This is a genomic window from Myceligenerans salitolerans (genome assembly GCF_017349295.1).
In the GTDB taxonomy this organism is placed as follows: domain Bacteria; phylum Actinomycetota; class Actinomycetes; order Actinomycetales; family Cellulomonadaceae; genus Myceligenerans; species Myceligenerans salitolerans.
Genome location: NZ_JAFMPK010000005.1, coordinates 1 through 18,862 on the forward strand (window position 1 = coordinate 1; position 18,862 = coordinate 18,862).

Consider the following 18,862-nt stretch of genomic DNA (forward strand, 5'->3'; position numbering starts at 1 on the left):
GGGATGATGCCGGGCAAGACGTCGATGCCGCGTCCCGGCCAGCGTCCGGGACCCGGTGGCGGTCGTGGCGGCCCCGGTGGCCGCGGCGGCGGTGCCCCGGGCGGTCCGGGGGGAGCTCCCGGTGGCGGTCGCCCCGGTGGCGGCTTCCGCGGACGCGGCGGCGGCGGTCGCGGGTCGACGCAGGGCGCCTTCGGGCGTGCCGGCGGTCGCCCGGTCCGGGGCCGGAAGTCCAAGCGGCAGAAGCGCCAGGAGTTCGAGGCGATGCAGGCGCCGTCGCTCGGCGGCGTCAGTGTGCCCCGGGGCAACGGCTCCACCGTCGTGCGGCTGCGTCAGGGCTCGTCCCTGAACGACTTCGCCGACAAGATCGACGCGAACCCCGCGGCGCTCGTGACGGTGCTGTTCCACCTCGGTGAGATGGCCACGGCCACGCAGTCCCTCGACGAGGACACGTTCGGGACCCTGGGCGCCGAGCTCGGCTACGTGATCGAGATGGTCTCGGCCGAGGAGGAGGACCGGGAACTGCTCGGGGCCTTCGACATCGACCTGGAGGCCGAGGAGGCCGGCGAGTCCGAGGAGGACCAGCTTCCGCGGCCGCCGGTCGTGACCGTCATGGGTCACGTCGACCACGGTAAGACGAAGCTGCTCGACGCCATCCGGAAGTCGGACGTCGTCGCGGGCGAGCACGGTGGTATCACGCAGCACATCGGTGCGTACCAGATCCACCACGAGCACGAGGGCGTCGACCGCGCCATCACGTTCATCGACACCCCGGGCCACGAGGCGTTCACCGCCATGCGTGCCCGTGGCGCGGACGTGACGGACATCGCGATCCTCGTGGTCGCGGCGGACGACGGCGTGATGCCGCAGACGGTCGAGGCGGTGAACCACGCGCAGGCCGCCGGCGTGCCGATCGTGGTGGCCGTCAACAAGATCGACGTCGACGGCGCGAACCCGGCCAAGGTCCGCCAGCAGCTCACCGAGTACAACCTCGTGGCCGAGGAGTACGGCGGCGACACCATGTTCGTGGACGTCGCGGCCAAGCCGGGCATCGGTATCGACGACCTGGTCGAGGCGGTCCTGCTGACGGCCGACGCGTCGTTGGAACTGCGGGCGAACCCGAACAAGGACGCGCGCGGTGTCGCCATCGAGGCCAACCTCGACCGCGGTCGGGGCGCCGTGGCGACGGTGCTCGTCCAGTCCGGCACGCTCCAGGTGGGCGACGCGATCGTGGCGGGTACCGCGCACGGTCGCGTGCGCGCCATGATCGACGAGCACGGCGACGCGGTGGAGGTCGCCACTCCGGCCCGTCCGGTCCAGGTGACCGGTCTGACGTCGGTGCCGAGCGCCGGTGACACGTTCCTCGTGGCGCCGGACGACCGCACGGCACGGCAGATCGCCGAGAAGCGTCAGGCCGCCGAGCGTGCCGCGCTGCTGGCGAAGCGCCGCAAGCGGATCAGCCTCGAGGACTTCGACGCCGAGCTCAAGAAGGGCAAGGTCGAGAGCCTCAACCTCATCCTCAAGGGCGACGTGTCCGGTGCCGTGGAGGCGCTGGAGGACGCACTGCTCAAGATCGACGTGGGCGACGAGGTCGAACTGCGCGTCATCCACCGCGGTGTGGGTGCCATCACGCAGAACGACGTCAACCTGGCCACGGTCGACAGCGCGGTGATCCTCGGCTTCAACGTCAAGTACGGCGAGCGTGTCGAGGAGCTGGCGGACCGCGAGGGCGTCGACGTCAAGTTCTACTCGGTCATCTACCAGGCGATCGACGACATCGAGGCGGCCCTCAAGGGCATGCTCAAGCCGGAGTACGAGGAGGTCCAGCTGGGCACCGCGGAGATCCGCGAGATCTTCCGGTCCTCGAAGTTCGGCAACATCGCCGGTTCGATCGTCCGGTCCGGCGAGATCCGCCGCAACGCCAAGGCGCGTGTGCTGCGCGACGGCACGGTCGTGGGGGACAACCTCACGGTCGAGTCGCTCAAGCGGTTCAAGGACGACGCCACGGAGGTCCGCGAGGGCTTCGAGTGCGGTATCGGGCTCGGGACGTTCAACAACATCACCGAGGGCGACATCATCGAGACGTGGGAGATGCGCGAGGTTCCGCGCAGCTGACCCGTCGACACGACACCCGGGTGGTGAGGCCGTTCGCGGCCGCACCACCCCGGTGTCCGGGGCCGCGCGGGCAGGCCGTCGTCGCCACGGCGGCGGCCTGCCCGCGCGGCCTCCTCTCTTGGAGAAGGGAAGACCCATGAACGACAATCCTCGTGCCCGGCGGCTCGCCGACCGGATCCAGGTGATCGTCGCGCAGATGCTCGACTCGCGGATCAAGGACCCGCGTCTCGGGTTCGTGACGATCACCGACGTACGCGTGACCGGCGACCTGCAGAACGCCTCGGTGTTCTACACCGTGTACGGCTCCGACGAGGACCGTGAGGGCACCGCCGCCGCGCTGAAGAGCGCCACGGGGATGATCCGCAGCGAGGTGGGCAGGCAGACGGGAGTCCGACTCACACCCACGATCGAGTTCCACCTCGACGCGGTGCCGGAGAGCGCGGCCCACCTCGACGCCGCGCTGCTCGAGGCGCAGCGCCGTGACGCCGAGCTGGCGGCCCTGCGCGCGGGGGCACGGCATGCGGGTGAGGCCGACCCGTACAAGAAGGCTTCCGGCGACGCGGACCAGTCCGAGCAGCAGCTCGACGACGAGCAGTGACCGCGGGCGCCCAGCGCCGCGGGCAGGCGGCACGGCGTCCTCCGCGGCGTCCCACCGCGCCCGACGGCTTCGTCGTCGTCGACAAGGCGGCGGGCTGGACCAGTCACGACGTGGTCGCACGGACGCGAGGCCTGGCAGGCACCCGCAAGGTCGGCCACGCGGGCACGCTCGACCCGATGGCCACGGGCGTGCTCGTGCTCGGCGTCGGGAAGGCCACCCGTCTGCTGACCTACGTGGTGGGCGCCGACAAGGACTACGACGCCACCATCCGTCTCGGTGTGGCCACGACCACGGACGACGCCGAGGGCGAGATCACGTCGACGGCGGGTGCCTCCGGCGTGGCCGAGGACGCGCTCCGTGCCGCCGTCGGGCGCCTGACGGGGGACATCCTCCAGGTGCCGACCACGGTCTCGGCGATCAAGGTGAACGGCGAGCGCGCGTACGCGCGCGCCCGGGCCGGCCAGGACGTCGAGCTCGCGGCGCGTCCCGTCACGGTGTCGCGCTTCGACGTGCTGGCCGCCCGCGCCGGGGAGGCCGCCGGCGTTCCGGTGCTCGACCTGGACGTCCGGGTCACCGTGTCGTCCGGGACGTATGTCCGGGCTCTCGCCCGCGATCTCGGCGCCGACCTCGGCACCGGCGGGCACCTGACCGCGCTGCGCCGCACGCGCGTGGGCGGGTACGGTCTCGACGCGGCCCGGACGCTGGACGCGATGGAGGTCCAGGCCGACAAGGACGGCACGCTCACGACGCTGCCCCTCGCCGACGCCGCTCGTGGTGTGCTGCCGGTGCGGGAGGTGGGCGAGGCGGAGGCGCGGGCCCTGGGGTTCGGGCAGTGGATCGCGCCGAGCGGGAGACCTGGTGTTCTCGCGGCGATCGGCCCGGCGGGAGAACTCGTCGCCCTGGTGGAGGACACCCGCCGTCAGGGCGAGGAACTGGCCAAGCCGGTTCTGGTCACCCGCTGATCAGCCAATTCATGGTGATTGTCAATCACTTCCAGACTTCCTGAGTGCCATGTCGGATTGATACCTTTGTGCCTCGTGGGGGTACGGATAACAGCGGGTCTTGCAGACGTCGGGGCAGTGGTGGCGGCGCTCCCCGCCCTCGTGGGGCGAGAGACGAGCGTCGACATCGTGGACGAGGGCACCGAGGGCACCGACAGCAGTCCTGAGCTGCTGCAGGCGCTCGTGTCCGCGCTGCCGTGGTGGCCGGAGAACACCGAGCTCGGGATCGCGTTCCAGGAGACGTACCTGACGCTCGTGGCGCTTCAGGGGCGCGTCGTCGTACGGACGCGGTACCCGGCGGTGCTGACCGAGAGCATCGTCGAGCCGCTCGATCCGACGCAGATGGGTTGGCGGGCGGTCGGCGACCGGAACATCCAGCTCATCGGCTCGACGATGACCGAGGTCGAGTTCGGCAACTTCCTGAAGATCCTCGACCTCACGGTGCGCCAGTCGCTCGGGGAGCACCGGCTCACGGGCTTCATCTACTCGGTCAGGCAACCGGCCCTACGGTCCTGACGGCACCTGGCACGCCGGCACCTGGCACGCCGGCCTCTGCCGGCAGGACTCCCTCGGCGTGGTCGGGGCCGTCCTTCCCGGCTGACCGCCCGCGGCGATTGCGCGTTCCCGGGTCCGGCGTGGCACGCTGGTCCAGCGCGGCATCTCCGCCGCGAACGCCGCGGCCGGAGGGCCGCGCGACCCTTCCGGCGCCGAAGGAGTATTCCGCGTGCAGGTGTGGACCGACCTGGACCAGGTTCCCGCAGGTTTCGGGCCGTCCGTGGTGACGATCGGCAACTTCGACGGCATGCACCGTGGCCACCAGGCCGTGCTCGGCCGGATCGTGTCGCTGGCGCGGGCCGACGGCGGGCGGGCGGTGGCCGTGACGTTCGACCCGCATCCGGCGGCGGTGCACCGCCCCGAGACCGCGCCCGAACTGATCACGAGCCTGACCGACCGGCTCGGCCTGATGGCCGCGACCGGCCTCGACGGTGTGCTGGTCGTCACGTACACGCTCGACTTCGCGGCGCAGACCCCGCAGGAGTTCGTCGGGAAGTACCTCGTGGACGGGCTGCGGGCACGGACCGTCGTCGTCGGGCACGACGTGCGCTTCGGCAAGCAGAACGCCGGCACGCTGTCCACCATGGTCGAGCTCGGTGGCGAGCACGGGTTCGAGGTGGTGGCCATCGAGGACGTGGGCGGGGAGGACCACCACCGGTGGTCGTCGACGGCGGTTCGGGCGGCGCTGAGCGAGGGCGACGTGGCCGCGGCCGCGAACGTGCTCGGCCGGGCGCACCGCGTCCGGGGGACGGTCGTGCACGGCGACGCACGTGGCCGTGAGCTGGGTTTCCCGACGGCGAACCTGGGAGACATCGCCGGCATGGTGCCGGCCGACGGCGTGTACGCCGGCTGGCTGCGCCGCCCGGAACTGGCCGAACGCGCGCCGTCGGACCCGGACCGCGTGCTGCCCGCCGCGATCTCCGTCGGGACGAACCCCACGTTCGACGGCGTGGAGCGCCGGGTCGAGGCGTACGTGCTCGACCGGGACGACCTCGATCTGTACGACGAGCAGGTCGTCCTGGAGTTCACGGAGCATCTGCGGCCCACGATCCGGTTCGACGGGATGGAACCGCTCATCGCGCAGATGCACGACGACGTGGCCCGGGCGCGGGCGATCCTGAGCGCCTGAGCGGATCCTGAGTCGCTCGGCACCCGTGCGGTGCCGTCCGGTGTCGACCGACCTCGCCACAGGGGTGCAACGGCAGGCGTGTGACTGGCATCGTGGATGCCGTGATCACCATCGACTCCGACTCCCTCGTCCCCCCGTTCGAACAGGTTCGAACCGGCCTTGCCCGCCAGATGGCCGACGGCACGCTGCCTGTCGGCGCGCGTCTGCCCACGGTGCGCGCCCTGGCCGGTGAGCTCGGGATCGCTGTGAACACCGTCGCCCGCGCCTACCGGGAACTGGAGGCGGCGTGCCTCGTGGAGACCCGCGGTCGCGCGGGCACCTTCGTCAGCGCGGGCGGCAGCCGGCGCCTGGAGACCGCCCGGGCGGCCGCCGACCGCTACGCGGCGACGGCCCACGAGCTCGGCCTCGAGCTCGACGACGCGCTGAAGATCGTCCGCGCAGCCCTCGACCGCAGGTCAGCTCCTTGACGGCCCTGGGCTTATCGTGTTTCGATACCATCGAAACTCGATAAGCCCAGGAGGGTCGAATGAAGACGCCGAAGTGGTTCCGCGCCTCGTCGGGTGACGTGCACGTGGTGATCGTCGTGGCTGTGGTCACGATCGTCCTCGCGTTGACGGAACTGGTCCGCCGCCTTGCCGAGGTGTTGCCCAACCGGGACGTGCCCGTCGAGATAGCCCCCGAAGCAGTGCGCGCGGAGGTGCCGCTCGGCCCGGACGGGGAACTCGTCGGGGCGGACATCGGGTCGATCATCGTGCAGGTGTCGGACCTGCCGCCGGCCACCTATGCCGGCGTGCTCGGCGCCTCGGTGGTCTACCCGGTCGTCTGGATCGTCGTGGCGTTCCTCGGTATCGGCCTGTGCCGAGCCCTGCTCCGGGGCGCCGTGTTCACACCCGCCAACACCCTGCGAGTGAACCTGATCGCGGCGGTGATCCTCGGCGGCGCGGCCCTCCACCTCGTGTTCGCGACCTTCCAGCACAACGGTGTCCTGGCCGTGCTGTCGGCACCCGACCACCCGTCCGGTGGTTCGCTGCAGGTCGACTTCCTGCCGTGGTTCGGCGGCCTGGCGCTGGCGGCGTTCGCGATGGCGTTCACCATCGGTGAGAAGCTGCAGCGTGACAGCGAGGGCCTCGTCTGATGCCACCGGAGGACGACGCCGGGCGGGTGCACTGCCGTCTCGACGAGCTGCTGGCGGACCGAGGGATGACGCTCACCCGGCTCGCGGAGATCGTCGGCGTGACGGTGGTGAACCTGTCCGTCCTCAAGAACGACCGTGCCCGCGCGATCCGCTTCAGCACCCTCACCGCGATCTGCGACGCGCTGGACTGCACCCCGGGGGACCTGCTGGTGATCCGGTGACATAGGTTGCGCGTATGGCATCGCACTCTCCCGCCGGTGAGGTCCGGGGCACCGTCGAGGACCCGCCTCCGATCGACGCGGTCCGGGAACTCATCGGCACCTTCGGCGCAGCCGGGCGTGGCCACCGGCAGGCCCTCACCATGCTGGCGGACGGCACCACCCTCGCCGACGTCGTCCGGTCCACCGCACTGCCGCGGCGACTCGTGGAGCAGGTCGTCACGGCCCTCGGCGCGGAGCTCCTCACCGCCGGTGACACCCTGCGCATCCGGGCCGATCGGGCGGACGCCTACCGTGAGCTGGCCGACGCCCCCCAGCTCGCCGCGACCGCCCTCGGACTGCCCGGTGACGACCTGCTCCCGGACGCCTCCGGACTCCTGCGCGACATGGAACGGATCGTCGCCGGCGCCCCCCGCCCGAAGAAGTCCCTCGACCACGTGCCCGCGACACCGGAGACCACCGTCCGCCGCGCCCTGTGGATGGACGGCACGTACGACCTGGCCGGGGCCACCCTCCTGTGCGTCGGCGACCACGACCTCACCTCGATCGTCACGTGCCTGCGCAACCCCGCCGCACGCGCCGTCGTCGTCGACGTGGACGAGGACCTCCTCGGCTACATCGACGCCGTCGCCGGGGAGCACGGGCTCGACATCGAGACCGCCTACGCCGACCTCCGGATCGGGCTCCCCGAGATCGCGCGTGGCACCGCCGACCTCGTCTTCACCGACCCGCCCTACACGCCCGACGGCGTCCGGCTGTTCCTCGCCCGCGGCCTCCAAGGGCTCCGCGACCGCGAGCACGGCCGCCTGCTCCTCGCCTACGGGTACGGCACCCATCACCCCGGCCTCGGCCTCGCCGTGCAACGGGCGATCGGCGAGCTCTCCCTCGTCTACGAGGCGATCCTGCCCCACTTCAACCGCTACGTCGGTGCCCAGGCCGTGGGCAGTGCGAGCGACCAGTACGTGTGCCGCCCCACCGCCCGCACATGGCGATCCCTCGCCCGCGTCACCACCGACGCCGTGAACATCTATACGCACGGAGCCCAGTCCGTCGAGGCCGGCAGCGACGCAGGGAGACGGGCCGTGCACGACGCCGTCCTGGCGGCCGCGCACGGACGGGACGCGACGCCCGTGGCCGCGACCGTGTTCCTCACCGCCCCCGCCGCTGCCACCGAGCTCTCGTTGGAGACACTCCTCGACGGATCGGCCCAGGCCTCGCTCAGGAACGCGAGGTCGTCGGCGCTCGCGGCCGACCTGTCCGACGATCCCGGCACGTGGCTCTACCGCGTGCTGCTCGGTGTCAACGCGCGCCGTGTCGCGGTCGCGGTCCCGAACAACCACCCCGACATCGTCAGCCAGGCGGCGCAGCAGGCGCTGGGCGGTGACCTCACGGGGAAGTGGAATCTGACGTTCCGCCGCAGCACGCCCGGCCCGAAGCACGCGATCCTGGTCGCGGACGACGCCGGGGAGCCCCGGGATCCGGCCGCCGTGGCGTGCCGCCAGGTGCTCGGCGGGGCCGCCCGGAAGCTCGAGACCGCCTGGCGGGACGCCCTGGTCAAGGCCTCCCGGACGACGGGCGTGGCCGTGAGCAGGCACGAGGCGCGCGAGGCCGTCGCGTCGGCCGCCCGGGCCGCGGGTCTGCGGCCCGGCACGATCGCCCGCCCGCTCCTCTCGCTCCCGCGGGAGACGGTGCGCGCGGTGCTGGCGGCCGTGACCGGCTCCGTGACGGACGCGACAGGAAGGCAGGCGTCGCCGCCCGTTCGGGGAACGGCCGTCTCCTGACCTCGGGCCGGCCCGTCCCTCGGCGGGGCGCGGGGGAGACGCCAACGTCACAGCCCGCGCGACCACTGGCGACGCCGCGCACCAGGTAAGGTAGGAGGGCCGTCAGAACGGCCGCGGATCCAGAGCGCCCCGTGAATCGGTCCGGGAGCACCGCGCAACGACACGAATGGAGAGCCATGCCGCTCGACACCGCCACGAAGCAGCAGATCGTCGCCGAGTACGGGAAGACGCCGACGGACACCGGCTCCCCGGAGGTCCAGGTGGCCCTGCTGACGCAGCGCATCAAGGACCTCACCGAGCACCTCAAGTCCCACAAGCAGGACCACCACAGCCGTCGTGGGCTGCTGCTCCTCGTGGGCCAGCGTCGCCGTCTGCTGGGCTACCTCCAGCGGATCGACGTGAACCGCTACCGCTCGCTGATCGAGCGACTCGGTCTGCGCCGTTGAGATGAGCTCCGAGACCAGCCCGGTCCCTCCTGCAGGGGCCGGGCTGGTCTGGTGAGATGTAGGAACAAGCACACAGCGCGCCGGCGCGGTCCGCGTCCGGTCCTCGGTAGTGGCTCCCCGAACAACGGTTCGGTGGGCCTCGATCGATGACCGTTACGGGATGCGCGGCGCCGATCCGAAAAGGAGGGCACCCGTGGAGGGTCCCGAGATCCAGTTCGCCGAGGCCGTGATCGACAACGGTCGCTTCGGCACCCGCACCATCCGCTTCGAGACCGGCCGTCTGGCCAGGCAGGCCGCCGGTGCGGTCGCCGCCTATCTCGACGGCGAGACCATGCTGCTGTCGACCACCGCGGTCGGCAAGCACCCCAAGGACCAGTTCGACTTCTTCCCGCTGACGGTGGACGTCGAGGAGCGCATGTACGCCGCGGGCCGCATCCCCGGCTCGTTCTTCCGCCGGGAGGGGCGTCCCTCGACCGAGGCGATCCTGACCTGCCGCCTCACCGACCGACCGCTGCGCCCCCTGTTCGTCAAGGGCCTGCGCAACGAGGTGCAGATCGTCATCACCGTGATGGCGCTGCACCCGGACGACGCGTACGACGTGCTGGCCATGAACGCCGCGTCGGCCTCGACGCAGCTGTCCGGCCTGCCGTTCTCCGGCCCCGCCGGGGCGGTCCGGGTGTCGCTGATCGATGGTCAGTGGGTCGCGTTCCCGAAGCACTCCGACAAGGAGCGGGCGGTCTTCGACATGGTCGTGGCCGGCCGCGTCGTGGGCGACGACGTCGCGATCGCCATGATCGAGGCCGAGGCCACCGACGACGCGATGAAGCTCATGCGCGAGGGTGCCACCGTCCCGACCGAGGAGGTCGTGGCCGAGGGCATCGAGGCGGCCAAGCCGTTCATCAAGGCGCTGTGCGAGGCGCAGTCGGCGCTGGCCGCGCAGTCCGCGAAGGAGACGCAGGAGTTCCCGCTCTTCCCGGACTACCAGGACGACGCGTACGCCGCGGTCGAGGCCGCGGTGGCCGAGCCGCTGCGCGAGGCCCTGGCGATCGCGGACAAGCAGGACCGCGAGAACCGCCTCGACGTGATCAAGGACGGTTTGCTCGCCGACCTCGCGGGCGAGGGAGCGGCCTTCGAGGGACGTGGCAAGGAACTGTCGGCCGCGTACCGGTCGCTGCAGAAGGCGCTCGTGCGCCGGCGCGTCCTCACCGAGGGCGTCCGCATCGACGGCCGTGGCCTCGCGGACATCCGGACCCTGTCGGCCGAGGTCGAGGTCCTGCCCCGCGTACACGGCTCGGCGCTGTTCGAGCGCGGCGAGACGCAGATCCTGGGCGTCACCACGCTGAACATGCTGCGCATGGAGCAGCAGATCGACTCGCTCGGCCCCGTCACGCGCAAGCGCTACATGCACAACTACAACTTCCCGCCGTACTCGACCGGTGAGACGGGCCGCGTGGGCAGCCCGAAGCGCCGCGAGATCGGTCACGGTGCGCTCGCCGAGCGCGCGCTCGTGCCGGTGCTGCCGAGCCGCGAGGAGTTCCCGTACGCGATCCGCCAGGTCTCGGAGGCTCTCGGGTCCAACGGTTCGACGTCGATGGGCTCGGTGTGCGCCAGCACGCTCTCGATGCTCAACGCCGGTGTGCCGCTCAAGGCCCCGGTCGCGGGCATCGCGATGGGCCTCGTCTCCGACACGGTCGAGGGCGAGACGCGCTACGCGGCGATGACCGACATCCTCGGCGCCGAGGACGCGTTCGGCGACATGGACTTCAAGGTCGCCGGCACCAGCGAGTTCGTCACCGCGATCCAGCTGGACACCAAGCTGGACGGCATCCCGGCCTCGGTCCTGGCCGCGGCCCTGGGGCAGGCGCGCGACGCCCGCCTGACGATCCTCGACGTCATCGCCGAGGCCATCGACACCCCGGACGAGATGTCCCCGAACGCGCCGCGCGTCATCGCGATCACGGTGCCGACCGACAAGATCGGCGAGGTCATCGGGCCCAAGGGCAAGATGATCAACCAGATCCAGGAGGAGACGGGCGCGGACATCTCCATCGAGGACGACGGCACCGTCTACATCGGGGCGGTCGACGGTCCCTCGGCGGAGGCCGCCCGCGCGGCGATCAACGCGATCGCCAACCCGCACGTCCCCGAGGTGGGGGAGCGGTTCGTCGGCACCGTCGTCAAGACGACGTCGTTCGGCGCGTTCATCTCGCTGTCCCCGGGCAAGGACGGGCTGCTGCACATCAGCCAGATCCGCAAGCTCGTGGGCGGCAAGCGCATCGAGAACGTCGACGACGTCCTGTCCATCGGCCAGAAGGTCCAGGTCGAGATCGGCGAGATCGACCCGCGCGGCAAGCTCTCGCTGGTCGCGGTGACCGAGGAGGGCGAGGCGTCGGACGACGCCGCGGACTCCGGCGCGCCCGAGGCGGCACCGGCCGGCGCGGAAGCCTGACATGCCCTGGCACCTGCCGCTCGCAGCCGCGGGCGAGCCCGGTGCCGACCTGACCGCCGGGCAGGACGGCGCGACCATTCGTCGCACCGTCCTGCCCGGCGGCGTTCGTGTCATCACCGAGCACATGCCGGGCCTGCGCTCGGTGACGGTGGGGGCGTGGGTCGGCGTCGGCTCCCGGGACGAGACCGACGGCCACTTCGGGTCGACGCACTTCCTGGAGCACCTGCTGTTCAAGGGCACCCACCGGCGGAGCGCCCTCGACATCGCCGAGGCGTTCGACGCCGTCGGCGGGGAGGCGAACGCGGCCACCGGCAAGGAGCACACCTGCTACTACGCGCGCGTGCTCGACGCCGACCTCCCGATGGCGGTCGACGTGATCGGTGACATGGTCACGAGCGCACGCCTCGACGCCACGGAGCTGGAGACGGAGCGCGGCGTGATCCTCGAGGAACTCGCCATGACCGACGACGACCCCGCGGACGTGGTCCACGAGGAGTTCTCGGCGGCCGTGCTCGGCTCGCACCCGCTGGGCCGGCCCATCGGCGGCACCGCGGACACGATCGGGGCGGTGCCCCGTGACGCGGTCTGGAACCACTACCGGGCCCACTACGAGCCGGGCACGCTGGTGGTGGCCGCCGCCGGGGGCGTCGACCACGACGGCCTGTGCGACCTGGTGGTCCATTCCCTGACCGACGGCGGCTGGATCCTGGAGGAAGCGGTCGCGCCGCGGACGAGGCGGGATCCGACGCCGCAGACGGACGGCATCCCCACGCAGGGCACGAGCAGGACCGTCGAACGACCGGTGGAACAGGCCAACATCATCGTGGGCGGCACGGGACTCGCCGCGACCGACGAGCGGCGCTTCGCGCTCTCCGTGATGAACGCCACGCTGGGTGGCGGCATGTCGTCCCGGCTGTTCCAGGAGGTCCGCGAGAAGCGGGGTCTCGCCTACACGACGTACTCGTTCGCGGCCGGGCACGGCGGCCTGGGAACGTTCGGCCTGTATGCGGGGTGCGCTCCGGCGAAGGCGGAGCAGGTCGAGAAGCTGCTGGTCCAGGAACTGGAGCGACTGGCCGACGGTGGTATCACCGAGGCGGAGCTGGCCCGTTCGGTGGGCCAGCTGCGCGGATCGCTCGTCCTGGGCCTGGAGGACTCCGGGTCCCGGATGAGCCGTCTGGGCCGCGCCGAGCTCGTGTACGGGGAGCTCTACTCGCTCGAGGAGAGCCTCGAACGCATCCGCGCGGTCACCCGCGAGGACGTGCGGGCCCTGGCCCAGGATCTGGCGTCCCGCCCGCGCTCGGTGGTCCGCGTGGGACCCTTCGCGGCGTGACCCGGCCTCGTCCCGTCGACCACGTCATCGTGCTCGGGGTCACCGTCCCACGACGCGACATGACACGGTCGATGCCCGGACGAGGCGACCGTTGACGAGAGAGGCGAGGAAATGGCCGAGATCAAGGTGGCCGTGCTCGGCGCGGCCGGGCGGATGGGAACGCAGACCTGCGCCGCCGTCGAGGCAGCCGACGGGCTGACGCTCGTCGCGCGGCTCGACAAGGACGACCCGGTCACGGGCGAGACGCTGTCCGGGGCGGACGTCGTCGTCGACTTCACGGTGCCCTCGGCCGCCGAGAAGAACGTGCATGCCGTGCTCGACGCCGGGGCACATGCCGTCGTCGGGACGACGGGCTGGGACGACGCGTCGCGCGGCCGGGTCGCCGAGCACCTCGACCGGGTCAACGCCACGAGGACGCCCGGCCTGGGTGTGCTCATCGCGCCGAACTTCGGGCTGTCGGCCGTGCTGGCGATGACGTTCGCGGCGAAGGCGGCCCGCTGGTTCGAGTCGGCCGAGGTCATCGAGCTGCACCACCCGGACAAGGTGGACGCGCCGTCGGGCACGGCCCGGCACACGGCCGCCGCCATCGCGGCGGCACGGGCCGACGCCGGCCTTCCCGCGTCTCCTGACGCGACCGAGACGGGGTGGGAGGCCCGAGGCGCCGACGTCGACGGTGTGCGCGTGCACGCCGTGCGGCTGCGCGGTCTCGTGGCGCACGAGGAGATCCTCCTGGGCAACCCGGGAGAGCAGCTCGTGATCCGGCAGGACTCGTTCGACCGCTCGTCGTTCATGCCCGGTGTGCTCGTGGCAGTGCGGGCCGTGGCGGACCGTCCGGGGCTCACCGTGGGTCTCGAACACGTGCTGGACCTGGCGTGAGAGGCGGGAAGCGGGTATGAGCGGCTCTCCGGACCGGTCGTCGGCGCCTCGCGGGCCGCGCCGCCGGCTCCCGCGTGGTCTGCTCGGCGCGGTGGCCGTCACCGCCCTGCTCGCCCTGTACCTGTGGGCGGTGGCCGGGCGGGGACTGGCGATGATCGGTACCGGTGAACCGTTGCTGATCGCGATCGGGCTGGCGGTCCTCGTGCTCCCGCTGCTGGTGCTCGCGTTCATCGCGAGGGAGTTCTGGCTGGCCACGCGTGTCCAGGCGATGGCGGACGCGCTGGCGGCGTCGGGCGACCTGCCCGTCGACGACCTGCCCCGGTCGCCGGGCGGCCGGATCGATCGCGCGGCGGCGGACGACGCCTTCGCCGCACGCCGCGCGGCCGTGGAGGCGTCGCCCGGCGACTGGCGCGTCTGGTACCACCTGGCCTTCGCCTACGACGCGGCGGGCGACCGCCGCCGGGCGCGGGCGACCCTGCGCAAGGCCGTGGGGCTCTACGGGGCGGCGCCCAGGGACGTCCAGCAGTAGAGGCCGCGGCCGTCGGCCACGGCACGCGTCGCGAGTTCGCCGAGCAGCAGTACGGCCGCGGTGAGCCGGTGCGCGGGAACGGGCGGTTCGGACGCGCGGACCCACTCGCGGGTCGCTCGTGCCAGACGCGCCGGGGCCACGGACGCGAGGTCCTTCGTCAGGTCGGTCGTGACCGTGACGATCCACGGTCCCTCGTCACCGCTGCTGGCGACGAGGGCACCGTGCCGCGGGTCGGCGGTGATCTCGCCGTAGGGCCGCCCCGACAGGGCCTGCGCGAGTCCCGCGAGCATGATGAACGGATCGACGGACGGCAGCGTGACGGAGTCGAAACGCGGCGGGCTCCCGTCCGCCGGTGCCGACGGTCCGCCGGGGACGCGTAGCACCTCTGCCGCGGCCTCGTCGGTCGCGGCCGCGAAGTACTCCGTCACGATCCCCATGTGCGTGATGGTGACAAGGTCATGTCACGGTGGTGTCACGTACCGGTGAAACTTCGGGTTCGCGGCGGGGCGGACGGATGGGGCGCGGCCCGGTCAGATCGAGGCGCTCCAACGCCGTTCGACGACGTCCCGGGGACCGGTGGCGAGGGTGCGTTCGACCCCGTCGGCGCTCAGGCCGCAGTCCCCGAGGAACCGTTCGCGTGCGGTGTCGCCGTCGAGCACCCAGGTGGTGACCTCCTGCGCGCCGTCCGTCCGCAGCCGGTCGACCGCGGCGGCGAGCAGGCGCGAGCCGTGCCCGGCGCGGCGGTGGCCGGGTTCCACCTCCAGCGACATGACCTGTCCGGGGGCCACAGCGGCGAAGCCGACGAGCTCGGGCCCGTCGAGCGCGACCAGGACCGCGAACCCCGGACCCGGTGCCGACTCGATGGCTGCCTTCCAGCGTTCCCGCATGAGCTCGGCGTCCATGCGTTCCATCACGCCCTCACCGAGGGTGGCGTCGTGAGTGGCGCGCCATGCCCCGAGCTGGATCTCGGTCACTGCTGTCTCGTCGCCCGGTACGGCGGGACGGACGGAGACGTCGGCGAGATCGCGGAACAGCGTCATGCGGGGAACCCTATGTCACATCCTGCTCGCGAGTCTGCGTATCGTGATCACGACGGACCGGTGAGACGGAGGATCAGATGGTGGCGACGGCGGACCTGTACGACGAGCGGGGCGAGCAACTCGCCTCTCTCTCGCTCCAGCTGCGGGACTTCGGTGGCGTGCCCGAGTTCTCCGGGCCCGTGCGCACGATCCGCTGCTTCGAGGACAACGGCCTCGTCAAGGCGGTGTGCGCCACCCCGGGCGCGGGCGCGGTGCTCGTGGTCGACGGCGGAGGCTCGCTGCGGTCCGCGCTGATGGGAGACCTCATCGCGGCGTCGGCGGTGGAGCACGGCTGGGCCGGAGCGATCATCCATGGCGCCATCCGGGACTCCGGGGCGCTCGGCGGCCTGGCGCTCGGCGTGAAGGCACTGGGCACGAACCCGCGCAAGTCAGCGAAGGCGGGCGCCGGCGTCGTCGACGAGCCCGTGGAGATCGGCGGTGTGACCTTCCGGCCGGGGGCAACGGTGTGGGCGGACGCGGACGGTGTGCTCGTGGAGCGCTGACGAAGCGCGCAGCGCAAGGTGCGGGCCGAGGGACGAGGCGTGCGCCTGGAGCGGAGTGTGAGGAGGTGCTCGGTGGGGCGGAAGCGCTGACGAAGCGCGCAGCGCAAGGTGCGGGCCGAGGGACGAGGCGTGCGCCTGGAGCGGAGTGTGAGGAGGGGCTCGGTGGGGCGGGAGCGCTGACGAAGCGCGCAGCGCGAGGTGCGGGCCGAGGGACGAGGCGTGCGCCTGGAGCGGAGTGTGAGGCGTCCGCCTGCGGGCGGCGGAAGGCGCCGGGACCGGGGTCCGGGCGGTACGGTATCCTCATGGTTCTTCCCAGCACGACGGAGCGCCCGTTCGGCGCCCTGCTCACCGCGATGGTCACCCCGATGACGCCTGACGGCGCGATCGACCTGAAGGCCTCGGTGAAGCTGGCGAAGAAACTCGTCGACGACGGCAACGACGGCTTGGTCCTCTCGGGCACCACCGGCGAGTCGCCGGTCACCCACGCTCCCGAGAAGGCGGAGCTCGTGGCGGCCGTGACCGAGGCCGTCGGGGACCGCGCGGCAGTCCTCGCGGGTGCCGGCTCGAACGACACGGCACACGCGATCCGGATGGCCGAGCAGGCGGCCGAGGCCGGCGCCGACGGTCTGCTCGTCGTCTCCCCCTACTACTCGCGGCCCACGCAGGAGGGCCTGATCCGGCACTTCGCCGCGGTCGCCGATTCCACGGACCTGCCCGTGATGCTCTACGACATCCCTGGACGCGCCGGGGTGCGGATCGCTCCCGAGACCTTCGTGAGGATCGCCGAGCACCCGCGGATCGTCGCCAACAAGGACGCGACCGGCGACGTCTGGTCCGCGGCTCAGCTCATCGAGGCCACCGGCCTGGCGTGGTACTCGGGCGACGACGGGCTGCTCCTGCCGTTCCTCAGCGTGGGCGGTGCCGGGATCGTGTCGGTGTCGGCGCACGTCGTGGCTCGGCAGTACGCCGAGGTGGTGCGCCGGTGGGACGCCGGGGACCACGCCGGGGCACTGTCCGAGTTCCGCCGGGTGATGCCGGTCGTCGGCGCCCTCAACGGTGCGGGTGCGCAGGCGGTGATGGCGAAGGCGGCGTTGCAGGCTCAGGGCGTGCTGGAGCACCGCACGCTACGGCTGCCGAACGTGGCCGCGAACGACCACGAGGTCGCGACGCTTCGCGCGGTGCTGGTCGCCGCGGGCCTGCTCCCGCAGAGCGCGACACCCATGTCGCCGCCGGAACTCCCCGAGGAAGCGACGGCCATCGTGGGGCACCCCGCGATCGTCACGCCCGGCTGAGAGATCTTGAGACTTTGTCAGAACGAGGCCTGGAGGCCCATTGAGTCACCCACATCCTGAGTTGCCCCTGCCCCCCGAGCTGCCGAAGGGCGGGCTCCGAGTGGTCGCCCTCGGCGGCCTCGGAGAGGTGGGCCGCAACATGGCCGTCCTCGAGTACGACGGGCGTCTGCTCGTCATCGACTGCGGCGTCCTCTTCCCCGAGGACAACCAGCCCGGCGTGGACCTGATCCTGCCGGATTTCGAGTACATCGCCGACCGGCTCGAGGACATCGAGGCGATCGTGCTGACCCACGGGCACGAGGACCACATCGGTGCCGTGCCCTACCTGCTGCGGCTGCGCCGCGACATCCCGCTCGTCGGGTCGAAGCTGACGCTCGGGTTCATCGAGGCGAAGCTCAAGGAGCACCGCATCAAGCCGGTCACCCGCGAGGTGAAGGAAGGCCAGCGCGCGCAGCTCGGCATCTTCGACTGCGAGTTCGTCGCGGTGAACCACTCCATCCCGGACGCGCTGGCGGTCGCCGTGACCACCGGTGCGGGGACGGTGCTGCACACCGGCGACTTCAAGATGGACCAGCTCCCGATGGACGGGCGGGTCACCGACCTGCGGGCGTTCGCGCGACTGGGGGAGAAGGGCGTCGACCTGTTCATGGTCGACTCCACGAACGCCGAGGTGCCGGGCTTCGTCACGCCCGAGGTCGAGATCGGTCCGGTGCTCGACGGCGTGTTCGCGCAGGCGGACAAGCGGATCATCGTGGCGTCGTTCTCCTCGCACGTGCACCGCGTGCAGCAGGTGCTGAACGCCGCCCATGCGCACGGCCGCCGGGTCGCCTTCGTGGGGCGGTCCATGGTGCGCAACATGGGCATCGCGGCCGAGCTGGGTTACCTCGACGTGCCGCCCGGTGTCCTCATCGACGTGAAGAAGGCGGACAGCCTGCCCGACGACAAGATCGTCTACATGTCGACCGGGTCGCAGGGCGAGCCGATGGCGGCGCTGAGCCGCATGGCCAACGGCGATCACCGGGTCCAGGTGACCAGCGGTGACACGGTGATCCTCGCCTCGTCCCTGATCCCGGGCAACGAGAACGCGGTGTTCCGCGTGATCAACGGCCTCACCCGGCTCGGTGCCCGCGTGGTGCACTCGGCGAACGCCAAGGTGCACGTGTCCGGCCACGCCAGCGCCGGCGAGCTCATGTACTGCTACAACATCCTGCGGCCGCGTAACGTCATGCCGGTGCACGGCGAGGTGCGGCACCTCGTGGCGAACGGCTCCATCGCGGTCAAGACCGGCGTTCCCGCGGATCGCGTGGTGCTCGCGGAGGACGGCGTCGTCGTCGACCTCGTGGACGGCCGGGCCTCCGTGGTGGGGGCGGTGCCATGCGGGTACGTGTTCGTGGACGGTTCGTCGGTGGGCGAGATCGGCGACGCCGAGCTCAAGGACCGCCGGATCCTGAGCGAGGAGGGCTTCGTCTCCGTCTACGCCGCGATCGACACCGCGACGGGCAAGGTGCTCGCCGGCCCGCAGATCCTCGCGCGCGGCATGGCCGAGGACCTCGCCGTGTTCGACCCGGTGCTCCCGGAGATCACCGACGCGCTGGAGACCGCGGTCGCCGGCGGCGCGACGGACACGCACCAGCTCCAGCAGATCATGCGCCGCACGGTGGGGCGCTTCGTCGCCACGAAGCTCCGTCGCAAGCCGATGATCGTTCCCGTGGTGGTGGAGGCGTGATCGGCTGACTCGGAGCACACGGCGGGCGGGGGCACGAGGGCCCGCGTATCCTGATCGTGACCGTGTTTCACCCGGGATCGGCTCATTCTGAAGTGCATTCAGG

General features: G+C 71.7%; 19 protein-coding genes. 17 read left to right on the top strand and 2 right to left on the bottom strand.

The window, feature by feature from the left end:
- From infB to J0911_RS00080, 14 genes are all read left to right on the top strand, one after another.
- A partial coding sequence (gene infB, locus J0911_RS00015; RefSeq protein WP_242636062.1) for a translation initiation factor IF-2 occupies window positions 1-2,112 on the top strand: 2,112 nt, incomplete at its 5' end.
- Between the two features lie 136 nt (window positions 2,113-2,248).
- The gene (gene rbfA, locus J0911_RS00020; protein WP_207273350.1) at window positions 2,249-2,710 is read left to right on the top strand and encodes a 30S ribosome-binding factor RbfA; all 462 of its coding nucleotides are present in this window, start codon (window positions 2,249-2,251) and stop codon (window positions 2,708-2,710) included.
- Window positions 2,707-3,672, top strand: a complete 966-nt coding sequence (gene truB, locus J0911_RS00025) for a tRNA pseudouridine(55) synthase TruB (RefSeq protein WP_207273351.1) — start codon at window positions 2,707-2,709, stop codon at window positions 3,670-3,672. The genes rbfA and truB overlap by 4 nt, the downstream gene beginning before the upstream one ends.
- A 120-nt stretch (window positions 3,673-3,792) precedes the next feature.
- The gene (locus J0911_RS00030; RefSeq protein ID WP_207273352.1) at window positions 3,793-4,227 is read left to right on the top strand and encodes a hypothetical protein; all 435 of its coding nucleotides are present in this window, start codon (window positions 3,793-3,795) and stop codon (window positions 4,225-4,227) included.
- A gap of 208 nt (window positions 4,228-4,435) precedes the next feature.
- A complete protein-coding gene (locus J0911_RS00035) occupies window positions 4,436-5,395 on the top strand; it encodes a bifunctional riboflavin kinase/FAD synthetase (protein WP_207273353.1) in 960 nt (319 codons plus the stop codon).
- A 101-nt stretch (window positions 5,396-5,496) separates the two neighbouring features.
- Complete coding sequence (locus tag J0911_RS00040) at window positions 5,497-5,862, top strand: GntR family transcriptional regulator (RefSeq protein ID WP_307864834.1); 366 nt, start codon at window positions 5,497-5,499, stop codon at window positions 5,860-5,862.
- Between the two features lie 59 nt (window positions 5,863-5,921).
- Window positions 5,922-6,530: a DUF2975 domain-containing protein gene (locus J0911_RS00045; RefSeq protein ID WP_207273354.1), complete on the top strand. Its 609-nt coding sequence runs from the start codon at window positions 5,922-5,924 to the stop codon at window positions 6,528-6,530.
- On the top strand, window positions 6,530-6,751 hold the full coding sequence (locus J0911_RS00050; protein ID WP_207273355.1) for a helix-turn-helix domain-containing protein: 222 nt from the start codon (window positions 6,530-6,532) through the stop codon (window positions 6,749-6,751). The genes J0911_RS00045 and J0911_RS00050 overlap by 1 nt, the downstream gene beginning before the upstream one ends.
- Before the next feature lie 14 nt (window positions 6,752-6,765).
- A complete protein-coding gene (locus tag J0911_RS00055; RefSeq protein ID WP_207273356.1) occupies window positions 6,766-8,529 on the top strand; it encodes a bis-aminopropyl spermidine synthase family protein in 1,764 nt (587 codons plus the stop codon).
- A 176-nt stretch (window positions 8,530-8,705) separates the two neighbouring features.
- Window positions 8,706-8,975, top strand: a complete 270-nt coding sequence (gene rpsO, locus J0911_RS00060) for a 30S ribosomal protein S15 (RefSeq protein ID WP_207273357.1) — start codon at window positions 8,706-8,708, stop codon at window positions 8,973-8,975.
- 193 nt (window positions 8,976-9,168) lie between these two features.
- On the top strand, window positions 9,169-11,424 hold the full coding sequence (locus J0911_RS00065; protein ID WP_207273358.1) for a polyribonucleotide nucleotidyltransferase: 2,256 nt from the start codon (window positions 9,169-9,171) through the stop codon (window positions 11,422-11,424).
- A gap of 1 nt (window position 11,425) precedes the next feature.
- Window positions 11,426-12,754: a M16 family metallopeptidase gene (locus J0911_RS00070; protein ID WP_207273359.1), complete on the top strand. Its 1,329-nt coding sequence runs from the start codon at window positions 11,426-11,428 to the stop codon at window positions 12,752-12,754.
- Window positions 12,755-12,865: 111 nt separating this feature from the next.
- Complete coding sequence (gene dapB, locus J0911_RS00075) at window positions 12,866-13,630, top strand: 4-hydroxy-tetrahydrodipicolinate reductase (protein WP_207273360.1); 765 nt, start codon at window positions 12,866-12,868, stop codon at window positions 13,628-13,630.
- Between the two features lie 16 nt (window positions 13,631-13,646).
- A complete protein-coding gene (locus J0911_RS00080; protein WP_207273361.1) occupies window positions 13,647-14,159 on the top strand; it encodes a hypothetical protein in 513 nt (170 codons plus the stop codon).
- Here J0911_RS00080 and J0911_RS00085 read toward each other — a convergent pair.
- Complete coding sequence (locus J0911_RS00085; RefSeq protein WP_207273362.1) at window positions 14,126-14,596, bottom strand: hypothetical protein; 471 nt, start codon at window positions 14,594-14,596, stop codon at window positions 14,126-14,128. The two genes, J0911_RS00080 and J0911_RS00085, sit on opposite strands and share 34 nt — an antisense overlap.
- 93 nt (window positions 14,597-14,689) lie before the next feature.
- Window positions 14,690-15,199, bottom strand: a complete 510-nt coding sequence (locus tag J0911_RS00090) for a GNAT family N-acetyltransferase (RefSeq protein ID WP_207273363.1) — start codon at window positions 15,197-15,199, stop codon at window positions 14,690-14,692.
- A 77-nt stretch (window positions 15,200-15,276) separates the two neighbouring features.
- Here J0911_RS00090 and rraA point away from each other — a divergent pair, with 77 nt between their 5' ends.
- The 3 genes from rraA to J0911_RS00105 all read left to right on the top strand — a co-directional run bounded on the left by rraA (window position 15,277) and on the right by J0911_RS00105 (window position 18,759).
- A complete protein-coding gene (gene rraA / locus J0911_RS00095) occupies window positions 15,277-15,741 on the top strand; it encodes a ribonuclease E activity regulator RraA (protein ID WP_207273364.1) in 465 nt (154 codons plus the stop codon).
- Window positions 15,742-16,043: 302 nt separating this feature from the next.
- On the top strand, window positions 16,044-17,033 hold the full coding sequence (dapA, locus tag J0911_RS00100) for a 4-hydroxy-tetrahydrodipicolinate synthase (RefSeq protein ID WP_207273365.1): 990 nt from the start codon (window positions 16,044-16,046) through the stop codon (window positions 17,031-17,033).
- 40 nt (window positions 17,034-17,073) lie between these two features.
- Window positions 17,074-18,759, top strand: coding sequence for a ribonuclease J (locus J0911_RS00105; protein WP_207273366.1), 1,686 nt, complete (start codon window positions 17,074-17,076; stop codon window positions 18,757-18,759).
- Window positions 18,760-18,862: the final 103 nt, after the last annotated feature.

Coding starts and splice junctions, on each gene's coding strand:
- rbfA (WP_207273350.1), top strand. CDS start 2,249: ATGAACGACAATCCTCGTGCCCGGCGGCTCGCCGACCGGATCCAGGTG.
- J0911_RS00045 (WP_207273354.1), top strand. CDS start 5,922: ATGAAGACGCCGAAGTGGTTCCGCGCCTCGTCGGGTGACGTGCACGTG.
- J0911_RS00050 (WP_207273355.1), top strand. CDS start 6,530: ATGCCACCGGAGGACGACGCCGGGCGGGTGCACTGCCGTCTCGACGAG.
- J0911_RS00055 (WP_207273356.1), top strand. CDS start 6,766: ATGGCATCGCACTCTCCCGCCGGTGAGGTCCGGGGCACCGTCGAGGAC.
- rpsO (WP_207273357.1), top strand. CDS start 8,706: ATGCCGCTCGACACCGCCACGAAGCAGCAGATCGTCGCCGAGTACGGG.
- J0911_RS00070 (WP_207273359.1), top strand. CDS start 11,426: ATGCCCTGGCACCTGCCGCTCGCAGCCGCGGGCGAGCCCGGTGCCGAC.
- dapB (WP_207273360.1), top strand. CDS start 12,866: ATGGCCGAGATCAAGGTGGCCGTGCTCGGCGCGGCCGGGCGGATGGGA.
- J0911_RS00080 (WP_207273361.1), top strand. CDS start 13,647: ATGAGCGGCTCTCCGGACCGGTCGTCGGCGCCTCGCGGGCCGCGCCGC.
- J0911_RS00085 (WP_207273362.1), bottom strand. CDS start 14,596: ATGGGGATCGTGACGGAGTACTTCGCGGCCGCGACCGACGAGGCCGCG.
- J0911_RS00090 (WP_207273363.1), bottom strand. CDS start 15,199: ATGACGCTGTTCCGCGATCTCGCCGACGTCTCCGTCCGTCCCGCCGTA.
- rraA (WP_207273364.1), top strand. CDS start 15,277: ATGGTGGCGACGGCGGACCTGTACGACGAGCGGGGCGAGCAACTCGCC.
- dapA (WP_207273365.1), top strand. CDS start 16,044: ATGGTTCTTCCCAGCACGACGGAGCGCCCGTTCGGCGCCCTGCTCACC.